Origin of the sequence: Anaeromassilibacillus sp. Marseille-P3371 (assembly GCF_900169665.1) — a bacterium.
Classification (GTDB): domain Bacteria; phylum Bacillota; class Clostridia; order Oscillospirales; family Acutalibacteraceae; genus Anaeromassilibacillus.
In genome coordinates, this window is the sequence record NZ_LT835157.1 from 2201354 (window position 1) to 2211426 (window position 10073).

The 10073-nt window shown below is 50.5% G+C and carries 11 protein-coding genes and 1 pseudogene; 5 read left to right on the forward strand and 7 right to left on the reverse strand.

Annotated features, from left to right (window positions below):
- Positions 1 to 16: 16 nt before the first annotated feature.
- The 3 genes from murB to hprK form a co-directional block, all read right to left on the reverse strand.
- Positions 17 to 925: a UDP-N-acetylmuramate dehydrogenase gene (gene murB, locus B9Y59_RS09140; protein WP_054324164.1), complete on the reverse strand. Its 909-nt coding sequence runs from the start codon at positions 923 to 925 to the stop codon at positions 17 to 19.
- A 26-nt stretch (positions 926 to 951) separates the two neighbouring features.
- On the reverse strand, positions 952 to 1704 hold the full coding sequence (locus B9Y59_RS09145; RefSeq protein ID WP_158088990.1) for a phosphatase: 753 nt from the start codon (positions 1702 to 1704) through the stop codon (positions 952 to 954).
- 147 nt (positions 1705 to 1851) lie between these two features.
- Positions 1852 to 2823 (reverse strand): HPr(Ser) kinase/phosphatase, encoded by a 972-nt coding sequence (gene hprK / locus B9Y59_RS09150; RefSeq protein WP_411656208.1) that lies wholly within the window; start codon positions 2821 to 2823, stop codon positions 1852 to 1854.
- Positions 2824 to 3109: 286 nt separating this feature from the next.
- On the opposite strand from hprK, the gene B9Y59_RS09155 reads away from it, so the two are divergent.
- The 3 genes from B9Y59_RS09155 (at position 3110) to B9Y59_RS09165 (ending at position 4918) form a co-directional block, all read left to right on the forward strand.
- Positions 3110 to 4282, forward strand: coding sequence for a glycosyltransferase (locus B9Y59_RS09155; RefSeq protein ID WP_085533064.1), 1173 nt, complete (start codon positions 3110 to 3112; stop codon positions 4280 to 4282).
- Positions 4283 to 4350: 68 nt separating this feature from the next.
- A complete protein-coding gene (locus B9Y59_RS09160) occupies positions 4351 to 4584 on the forward strand; it encodes a hypothetical protein (RefSeq protein ID WP_085533066.1) in 234 nt (77 codons plus the stop codon).
- A gap of 154 nt (positions 4585 to 4738) precedes the next feature.
- Entirely contained in the window at positions 4739 to 4918 is a 180-nt protein-coding gene (locus B9Y59_RS09165; protein ID WP_054324158.1) for a hypothetical protein, read from the forward strand.
- An 82-nt stretch (positions 4919 to 5000) separates the two neighbouring features.
- Here B9Y59_RS09165 and B9Y59_RS09170 read toward each other — a convergent pair whose 3' ends face one another.
- From B9Y59_RS09170 to B9Y59_RS09185, 4 genes are all read right to left on the reverse strand, one after another.
- Entirely contained in the window at positions 5001 to 6101 is a 1101-nt protein-coding gene (locus B9Y59_RS09170) for a DUF362 domain-containing protein (protein WP_054324157.1), read from the reverse strand.
- Positions 6102 to 6240: 139 nt separating this feature from the next.
- Positions 6241 to 6558 (reverse strand): hypothetical protein, encoded by a 318-nt coding sequence (locus B9Y59_RS09175; protein ID WP_054324156.1) that lies wholly within the window; start codon positions 6556 to 6558, stop codon positions 6241 to 6243.
- 144 nt (positions 6559 to 6702) lie between these two features.
- Positions 6703 to 7185: a CYTH domain-containing protein gene (locus B9Y59_RS09180; RefSeq protein ID WP_085533068.1), complete on the reverse strand. Its 483-nt coding sequence runs from the start codon at positions 7183 to 7185 to the stop codon at positions 6703 to 6705.
- Between the two features lie 66 nt (positions 7186 to 7251).
- Entirely contained in the window at positions 7252 to 7782 is a 531-nt protein-coding gene (locus B9Y59_RS09185) for an HD domain-containing protein (RefSeq protein WP_198945607.1), read from the reverse strand.
- Between the two features lie 336 nt (positions 7783 to 8118).
- On the opposite strand from B9Y59_RS09185, the gene B9Y59_RS09195 reads away from it, so the two are divergent.
- Together B9Y59_RS09195 and B9Y59_RS16775 are read left to right on the forward strand one after the other, a co-directional pair.
- A complete protein-coding gene (locus B9Y59_RS09195) occupies positions 8119 to 8754 on the forward strand; it encodes a hypothetical protein (protein ID WP_143255278.1) in 636 nt (211 codons plus the stop codon).
- Positions 8755 to 8982: 228 nt separating this feature from the next.
- Positions 8983 to 10073 (forward strand): annotated as a pseudogene (locus tag B9Y59_RS16775) (DNRLRE domain-containing protein); the annotation flags it as partial.

The following is a 10073-nucleotide window of genomic DNA, read 5'->3' on the forward strand; positions in this document are numbered from 1 at the left end:
ACATCCGGGCGGCCGGTCAAGACACCAGCCGCACCTCGCATTCCAGAGAGACCCCTGTTTCCCGGAGAACCGTCTCCTGGATGATGGAAATCAGCTCCAAGACGTCCTTACAGGTCGCATCTCCCAAATTCACTATAAATCCAGCGTGTTTTTCGCTGACTGCGGCTCCGCCCACACGGCGTCCTTTGAGTCCACACTGCTCAATTAACGCCCCCGCATAATGGCCAGCCGGCCGTTTAAACACGCTGCCTGCACTGGGCTTATTCAAAGGCTGCTTTGCCTTGCGGCTATTATAGTGTTCCTCCATCAGCAGTGCAATCTGCCCTGCATCGCCCCGCTGCAATTCCAGCGTCATGGAAACGATGGTACAACCGTTTTCCATATAGGCGCTGTGCCGGTAACCAAACTGCAAAGAATCCCCGGATAAAATACCAAACGTCCCATCCGGCGCAACATGGCTGACTGAGGTGACAACACTGCTCATATCGTAATTATAAGCCCCCGCATTCATATAAACTGCTCCGCCTGCCGATCCGGGGATGCCCCAAGCAAATTCCAGGCCAGCAAGGGACCGCCCCTTTGCAAAATTACACAGGCCTGCCAAGGAAATGCCTGCGCCACACACAATCTCCTTTTCACTGCGTTGATGAACATCACAAAATTCGCCGTCCAGCAGGATCACCGCGCCGCGAATTCCTTCGTCGCTCACCAGCAGGTTGGAACCGTTTCCAACCATCATGACGTGCACGTCCAGTTCCTTCGCTTCCCGCAAAAAGTCTGACAACATTGCCGCATTGTGCGCCGTCACAAAAAGCTCGGCGGGACCACCAATTTTAAAGGTCGTATGGCGGTTCATCGGCTCCTCATAAGCCACGCCACATCCGAAAGCCAATGCCTTTCTCCCAAGCATTTCAATCCGGTTCATCGTGTTCCTCCCTCGCCATTTATTCTTTAAAGCAAATCCAATTCCAATAGAGGGTCTTGATATACCTTGGTGTATTGCCTCAAGTAGGCATTAAAACGCTCTACGCTGGAATTGACCACCAGTTCCTCTGGGAAATCCAGTTCCTCTAACAAGCGCAAAGAATTCTCAAAGCATCCCACACGTGCCGAAAAATGGGAATCCGTATTGACCACAATGGGAACCCCATACTGTTTGCAGAGCTTCATAATCTGTACACAGTTCTGGACCGATTTCCGGCGGTTGCTGAACGTCGCCTCGTTTAGTTCAACCAGTTTTCCATTCCGTCCAAATTCTGGGATGACCCGCTCATAATCATACTTGAATTGTTCGGAACCGCTGTGCCCAATCACCTGGATATGCGGATTTTTGGAAATGTTCAGCCATGCATTGGTGATCGCTTCCACAGAATGCGGCCCTTTGGGCATAGCTGGATCATGCATCGAAGCAACAATCCAATCCAAACTGTTCAAGTCGCTCTCCAAAAGATCTGTGTTCCCTTCGTAGTCTATCACATCACACTCTTCCCCGCGCAAGACCAATACGCCTTCCAACTTGTGCGGCACCACTACTAAATTCTGGAAATACCATTTTCCCGGGGCATCCGGCATGGCGACGCCATGGTCGGTGATGGCAATGGCGTACAGCCCTTTTACTGCCGCCGCGTGCACCATTTCGTTTAGGGTAGAATACGCATGCGTGGACGCGATGGTATGACAATGAGTATCCGCTATAATTTTCATCGTTCTCTGCTCCGTATGCAATAAAATGTACGGGGCGGTTCCAATGGATAGAACCGCCGCCGCAAGAGATTCCCGCATGCCGCAAAAGGAAGTTTTCCCCTTAGGGCACACGGCTGATCGTTCAAATAATAAACATGCCCGAACAATTTACAGGTCCAGTTCCAGCTTCTTTTCATCCTCTCGCAACGTGGACACATCCATTCCTAAGCTGGCCAAAAGCTCTGTGGCAGCATTATAGCCCATCTTCTTCTGGCGATTGTTCATTGCTGCAACCTCAATGATAATCGCAAGATTTCGTCCGGGCTTGACCGGAATCGTCAATACCGGAACCTTGATTCCCAGGATCTCGGTGTACTCGCTGTCGATTCCCATACGATCGTATACCTTTTTGTTGTCCCAAATTTCCAGATTGATTACAATATCAATCTTCTCCGTCACCTTAACCGCACCCATACCAAAGATACGGCGGGCATTGATGATTCCGATACCACGCAGCTCGATAAAATGGCGGATATTTTTCGGCGCAGAACCGACGAGGGACTTTGCGGAAACACGCCGGATCTCCACCGCATCGTCTGCGATCAAACGATGCCCTCGCTTGATAAGCTCGATTGCCGTTTCACTCTTGCCGACACCGCTGTCTCCCACCAGCAGAATTCCTTCGCCGTAAACTTCAACCAGCACACCATGGCGCGTAATACGCGGCGCCAGCTCTACATTCATGAACTGTACCAGCGCTGCTACCAAGCTGGAAGTGGTCTCTTGGGTACTCAGCAGCGGTACACCGTTCTGTTTTGTCGCCTCCAGCAGCTCTGGTGCAGGCTTCAAGCCCCGCGCTATGATGGCAGCCGGCGGTTTCTGCGAGAACAGCTCGTCCAGAACCTTGGCGCGTTCCGCCGGTTCCAAGGAATCGAGGAATGCGGTCTCCGCATTGCCAAAAATTACGATTCGGCTGGTGTCGTAATAATCAAAGAACCGATTGAGTTCCAAACCTGGACGGTTGACGTCCATGGAAGAGATCATAATTTTATCCGGGTCGCCGCACATATTGATGACATCCAAAGAGAGCTCCTGCATGACTTTGGAAAGGGATACTCGAAATTGACTGGTTGGCATCATGGATACACCTGCTTTCTTTGTTACTTTTCCAATCGACAACCTCCCCGCGAAGCTGCCATCGGCCCGGTGGACTAGACCATCCGGAAAACATCTTGTTGTTATTATATATCAATAACGGAGAAGTTTAAAGGGAATTGCCTAAAATAATATGGAGGATTTTATGTTACAGATGCGGGAGAATATGCTATAATGGTGACGCATCATTCTACCTCTACGGCATTTTTGTGAAAATGCTCTTTTTCCGTTGTATTTTCGTAAGAGCAATGAATATAGGGACGGGTGAAAAATGAAAATTGCACTTTTTTTAGAAGCCTACCTCTCCCAGGCAAATGCATCGGCTACACACGTGTCTCTTTTAGCCGAAGGTCTTGTCAAACTGGGGCATGAGGTTTTGATTGTTACAACCGACCCAGAGACCGACGAGTGCTACGAGCAAGACGGGATTCTCTATTGTCCTGCCAAACCAAGCTCCAATCTTTTTGGACAGAGCGCCCGGGTATCAAAGCTGCCCGGCTTGGTTCCTTTCATTGAGGCTTTCTCCCCGGAACTGGTGCACATCCAAACGATCACTGAGGTCGGCGGACTCGGTCTGAAATACGCCCAAAAGCATCAGCTGCCGGTTGTTTGCACCTTGCATGACCTTCAGGATGTTCAGGAAGGATTCGGTTCTAACCGGCCAGCAGTTCTTCTCAATAAAAGGCAGTGCCAGATGCTCTTCAAAAAAATCCTCTCCGGTTCAGACGTGGTTACCACCGCCTCCCAGAAATGTGCAGAGGCGGCTCAGGCGCTGTTTCCCTGTCAAATTCATAGAATCCCCTATTGTGTGGATACCGAGCGTTTTTGCCCCCGCTCGCTGGACGATCCCGCCAAGGAGGAGATGCGTACACGCATGCATTTGACCGATGGAAAAATTGGGTTTGTTTTTTCCGGGCGTCTCTGTGCAGAAACACGGGTGGAGGAACTTCTCGCCTGTTGGGGAAAAGCGGTAGCCACAAGAGACGACTTGCGGCTCATTCTGGTGGGCAGCGGTCCGGATGCTGCAGAGTTACACGAACGTGCACGGGTACTTGGCGTTGGCGATAAGGTGTTTTTTGCAGGAGGCCTTACTCGCGACGATCTCAGTCTATGCTTTTCCGTCTGTAAGGCTTTTGTCAGTGCGTCGGATTCCATCACGATGGAAGCTGCCCCGATTGAGGCTATTGCGAGCGGGTTGCCCGTCGTCTTGAATCCATCTTGTGCCAATGCCGACTTGATTATCAGAGGTGTAAATGGGTTTTCCTATGAAACGCCGGATGAACTGGGAGACATTGTCAAAAAACTCGCGCAGCTCGATGCAGACGGGGAACAACTCATGCGCAAATTGGTCAGCAAAACCGCCGCCAGTTTGACCGATCTCAACCAGGCCAAGGCGCTTGTCTCCTGCTATGAAATGGCACTCGGGCGCCATGTGCAAAACTGAAATCCTTTCTGCATAGATTTCCTTTTTAAGGACCATACTATGGAAAACCGATGAAGGAGATGTTTTTCATGGCCCGTGCCCGCAGGGGAATCGACTATGATACGGAAATTATGAAGGTTGAGGCTCAAATCACCCGCTGGAAAAAGACGATTATCGAATTGGAAGAAAAGCGAAAAGAGCTTTTAAACGCAAAACGAGAAGCGGAAATCAACACGCTTTACGACGCCATGCTGCGTTCTGGCAAAACCGTCGACGATGTCCTGTCCTTGCTCTGTCCTACGCCAACCGAACATGCAGGTTGACTTCCATCCGTTTCCTTGTGAATCTGTGAACCCTTCTGCATATACTAGTAGTCCACCGAAGTTACACGCATATACACAAGTTTATGCTTTTAACCTCGGTGATCTACAGGAATCTATATGTATCTCGTATAGGCTCCTTTGCGGAGGTGTTTTCATGGACAACCGATATGGCGGCTTCAACAAGGGATACAACGGGGATATGTCTGCGGCAGGTTACTTCGATTCCCTTCCACTGGAGGTTAAAGAAGAAATCAATCGTCGGGCAGCGGATATTCATTCGATTTCCGACCTCGAGGTACTCGCCACCTATCTGGAGAACAAACTGGAATCGTAAAATCACCGAATGCAAATAATGCGCCCGGACATAGCCAAAAAGGTTATGTCCGGGCGCAACATTTCATGCAAGAAATAAAAGACTAAATACGGATCAACTCGTAATCACGTGTTCCCAGACCCATTTCCTCTGCGTAATCGATGGTGACGCGCCAATTGGTGGTTGGATGCGTCGCATCAAAATGGTCATGTACGGGTTTCCCATCGATGATACTTCCCGCCATTGCAGGCTGTTGGTTGCAGAGATCTGCACACGCCATGTCCAAAGCTACTGGATCATACGAAGCCAACATACCGACATCCGGAATAATCGGAACGTCGTTCTCTGCGTGGCAATCACAGAATGGAGAAACATCACAAATCAAGCTGATATGGAAATTCGGCTTCTCGCGGAGAATGGCCGCAGAGTATTCCACAATCTTTTTATTCAGTATATCGTTTGCCTCATCATCCGGGGATTTTACCGCATCCATCGGGCAAGCGCCGATGCAACGTCCACATCCTACGCACTTGTTGTGGTCAATGTCCGCCTTTCGATCTGTGATGGTGATCGCAGAATGTGCACAGTTTTTCTGGCACGAACCGCATCCCACGCAAAGCGCCTGATCGACAAACGGCTTACCGCTGCTGTGCATCTCCATCTTACCTGCACGGGACCCGCAACCCATGCCGATATTCTTAAATGTACCGCCAAACCCAGTCGCTTCATGGCCTTTGAAATGGGTCAATGTGATAAAAATATCTGCATCCATAATGGCGCGGCCAATTTTCGCCTCTTTGACATACTGTCCATCCGGAACGGACACAAGCGCCTCATCCGTTCCCTTCAAGCCATCTGCAATAATGACATGACAGCCCGTAGCAAAGGGATTGTAGCCATTTTCATAGGCGGCATCCAGATGATCCAGTGCATTCTTGCGGCGCCCTACATAAAGCGTATTACAGTCAGTCAGAAAGGGGCGGCCTCCGTTGCGCCGCACCAAGTCGACAATAACCTTCGCGTAGTTCGGGCGCAGGTATGCCAGGTTGCCCGGCTCCCCGAAATGGATTTTGATCGCTGCAAATTTATTCTGGAAATCCAGCTGTTCAATGCCCGCCTTTACCACCAATTTTTCCAGCTTTTGCAGCAGATTTTGATTCAGGCCAGCTCGAAAATCAGTAAAATAGACCTTTGCTTTTTCCATCTTATTTCCTCCTTTGTCTTTACATCCATACAAATCATGGATGGCCACTCTATAGCCACGTACTCCATCGACAAGTCATTTTTATTATAGCAAACTCATGTTTGCTTTACAATGGCATCCCTTTCGGTATTTTCGTAAATTATGGGTTCCTTTGCCCGCTGGAATGTGTACGTTTTCCCATGGCATTGATTACTCCCATCTGTGTCCGGGCGGTGGCGCGGAACACATCTCCATGGACACTCCCTTTGACGGAAAGCTGCAACCTGCCCAGCGGCGTTTGAAAAACACTGGAAAATGCACAATCCTCGCCCTGTACGGTCCCGCCAGAAAACGGATGCCGCCCTCCCATCGCCTCCAATACGCCGCTCAGTGTTTCTCCTTCTGTCTTTAAGAGCAGTGTCCCATTTACAGGGCCCATAGGTGTCTGCATAACAATGCTATACTTACCGTCGATCATGTGGATGTTCCCCTTTCACCGTCCGGTGGTGTCTCACCCCGGATTTCTCATATCACCAAACTATGCGGAAATTTCTGTACAGTGCATCATGCAGTGAAAAGCAGCGGGTTTCCTCCTTGGTCCCCGCTGCATCAAATTGCATATTTACTTTTTTCGAAGTACGTCCCGTTTTCTCTGCCAATACTGGCTCATGCTGTAATAGGAATCCTCCGTCACCTCATTGTCCAGCCATGCTGGCGGCTGAAACGCTAAAGCATCTTCTATGGAGGGAAACTCTACCTCCGCATAGAGAAATTCTGTTGGTTCCCCTCGATCCACCCAACTACATTCCAAGCGATGTCCATCTTCCAGCGCATAAACCCGATATTCTTTACGCATCATAGGGATTTCCAGGAGCTCTTCCAACTCCTGAAAGACATCCTCTGTCAGGTTCCATTCAATCTCTTTCCGGCAAAGCCTCCCTTTCCCCTTGATGCACAGCACATAGCTCGTATGATCTTTTTTTACCTTTTTTCGGATTCGAACAACCGGCTCCACGGACAGATACCCTTGAAACGTCTCCGCCTTTTCCAACAGCGGCAAATCTGGAAACTCCGATAGTAGAAACTTTCGCTCAATTTCCTGCATATTTCATCCTCCGAATCTATGGTGTTTAGTGAAATTATAACACAAACCACACCACTCTTCCAGCGATCATGCAGAAGCACGCTTTTGCGAGGAATCCGGCGATTGTTCCAATGATTTCTTAGGAAGAAAATCCAGGTTTTCCCTTACTCGCAGCCGACGATATACGTGAAAAATTTCAGCAAGCGCGCACAGCTTGTCCGCTGTGCTCACCACAAAGCTTTCTGCATATTTCGGAAATGCAGGTGTCAACGGCCACATATGCTTGACGATAATATCCTTCTCTTTTTCATTCAGCTCGAACAGGCGCGTCGCATTTGCGAGCGCTGTGATCGGGTGCATGGTCATGTGGTTTCCTTTGTGGGTGCGCCAATCGTACAAATACAGGTCGTGCAGTAACCCTCCCCGCGCCGCAGAAACGGCATCCAAATGAAATTTCCGGCAAAACAAAAAGCTTAAATAGGCTACAAACAGACAATGCTGCAGGCAATTGGCGTCCTCTACATGTTGGCGAATTTCCTGCATTTTTTGTACCTTGGGTTCCTTTAATAGGTCCGCTACACATTCAAAAAACGCCGTACGGTTCTCTATACTCCACATAAAGTTTTTAACTCCTCATCAAAATTGGACTTACCGCTTCAAGTACACTATGGAGTATAACACGAAAAAAGACAAAAAGTTGCTTTTTAAAAGTCTTTTAAGGCAATTGTAAGAAAACCGTAAGATTCATTTTTAATTTTAAAGAATATAAACCCCTGTTAAAGGAAACTTTTCTTCTTGTTTTCACTTTTTTTACAATTCTTGAATTTTCTTAGGAAAACCGGGCAAACTTTCAGAAACGAATGTCCCGCAATCCGCCCAAAGCCAGCAACCCCCGGTTGACTTGAAATTTAGCGCGTGCTATCATGAGTAAAAATTTTTAAAGGAGTTGGAAATATGCTGAAAAAAATAATCGCTGCCATGATGATTGCAGCTCTTACATGTACGCTATTCGCCTGCACCCCCTCAGAAGAGAGCACCTCCTCTTCTGAGACAGAGTCGTCCTCTTCTTCAATGGCTTCGTCTTCGGAGGCAGAGTCTTCTTCCTCTGAAACCGAATCAACTGTCTCTACCAATGAATCCGGCGAGGGGGCTACTTCTTCCAATACGATGTCCTCTGCTACTTCTACTGGAAACGCTGCAACTGGTACTGGAACAAATTCTAAGAAGTATACAGAAACAGATGAAAATTTCACCTTTCAGGATGGCGTATACAAGCGTATCTATGGGAACCGCGCAATGTTTGTTGTAACGAAAGACCCGGAGTCCCTGTCGAATAAGGAACTCAAAGAGCTTGCTGAGGCAACTGCCGGCCAGTATTATAAGGACAAATATTACTGTACGGTCTGCTTTGTAAAGCCGGATAATGCCGACGGAACCTTTGACATTACGTCCAAGAAATCGGACGACCGCATGGCCACCATCCTATCCCTGCACAAGCCGGATTCCTCTAAAATGACCATTAATCTGAAAGAACGTCCGCTCCAGGAGTATATTGACAAGCAGGTGGCAAAGGCAAAAGTAAACTCTTAAATCGCTATACTTCCTATTAAAAGAGGGTGTCCCAAAACTATGAATTTTTCGATTCATAGGAAAAGGGGCGTCCTCTTTCTGTCTGGAAAATATCTCAGTTTCTAAAAAATGAGGGTATCCTTCCGTCATTTCATGGCTTCTAGGACACCCTCTTTTTGTGTCCATTTGCTCCTCCCAAGCATAAACTGTATTTGGAATATTCCAAATCTTTGCTCGGAGGTAAAGAGCATGAAAATTTATCCGAATGAAGAGCTCAATAACGCATGCTACAATTCCTCCTGTTGTCCACCGCCTTGCTGCCCGCCTCCACCCTGTTGTGTACCTGTTCCATGTCCGGAACCTGGACCAACAGGCGCGACTGGAGCGACCGGGCCAACCGGCGAACGTGGTCCCATCGGACCGACAGGACCACAAGGAATTCAGGGCATTCAAGGCGTTGAAGGTCCCCGCGGCCTTACAGGGCCGACTGGGCCACAGGGCATACAAGGAATGCAGGGCGTAGAGGGGCCGCGAGGGGCCACTGGAGCTACTGGTGCAACTGGCCCTCAAGGTTTTGCTGGATTACCGGGCGCGACCGGTGCTACTGGGCCACAGGGATTACCAGGTGCCACGGGCGTTACGGGGCCAACCGGACTCACCGGACCAACTGGTGCCACAGGAGCAGCCGGACCACAGGGATTACCCGGTGTCACAGGTGCTACGGGGCCAACCGGACTCACCGGACCTTCCGGCGCGACCGGTGTAACTGGCGCAACCGGACCGACTGGTCCAACTGGGCCTTCCGGCGCGACCGGCGTAACTGGCGCTACGGGGCCGACCGGACCCATCGGGCCTTCCGGTACAACCGGCATAACTGGTGCAACCGGACCGACTGGACCAATCGGGCCTTCCGGCGCGACCGGCGTAACTGGCGCTACGGGGCCGACTGGACCCACCGGGGCTTCCGGCGCGACCGGCGTAACTGGCGCTACGGGGCCGACTGGACCCACCGGGGCTTCCGGCGCGACCGGCGTAACTGGTGCTACTGGACCGACCGGACCAACCGGGCCTTCCGGCGCGACCGGTGTAACTGGCGCTACGGGGCCGACCGGACCAACTGGGCCTTCCGGCGCGACCGGCGTAACTGGCGCTACGGGTCCGACTGGGCCAACCGGGCCTTCCGGCGCGACCGGCATAACTGGCGCTACCGGACCGACTGGGCCAACCGGGCCTTCCGGCGCGACCGGCGTAACTGGCGCTACGGGGCCGACTGGGCCAACCGGGCCTTCCGGCGCGACCGGCGTAACTGGCGCTACGGGGCCGACTGGACCAACTGGACC